Origin of the sequence: Pseudoalteromonas sp. P1-25 (genome assembly GCF_001401805.1) — a bacterium.
In the GTDB taxonomy this organism is placed as follows: domain Bacteria; phylum Pseudomonadota; class Gammaproteobacteria; order Enterobacterales; family Alteromonadaceae; genus Pseudoalteromonas.
Map to the genome: position 1 here is coordinate 1 of NZ_LKDW01000125.1, position 276 is coordinate 276.

A 276-nucleotide genomic window follows, 5' to 3' on the forward strand; every position below is an offset into this window, starting at 1 on the left:
TGTTACCGATCCGATTGATGCAAGCGCATTAAATGACGGCACGCTCACCGCTACAGCAAGCGTGTCAGATTTAGCGGGTAACCCTGTAAACGCGCAAGATAGCGTAGAACTTGATAACACCGCAGCGATCACAACCAGCATTGATAAAACAGCCGACGGCGTGATTAATGGTAACGGTGAAAGCGCCGCCATGGTCGTGCGCGGCACGGTGAGCGATGTAGAAGACGGTCAAACCGTGACGGTGATCATCAGTGATGGCACAAACCAAGTTGAAAC

1 protein-coding gene is annotated in these 276 nt (G+C 51.8%); it reads left to right on the plus strand.

What is annotated here, in order from left to right; all coding sequences use genetic code 11:
- Positions 1–276 (plus strand): hypothetical protein (locus AN393_RS20330; protein WP_161804180.1); only part of this gene is annotated, 276 nt, incomplete at both ends.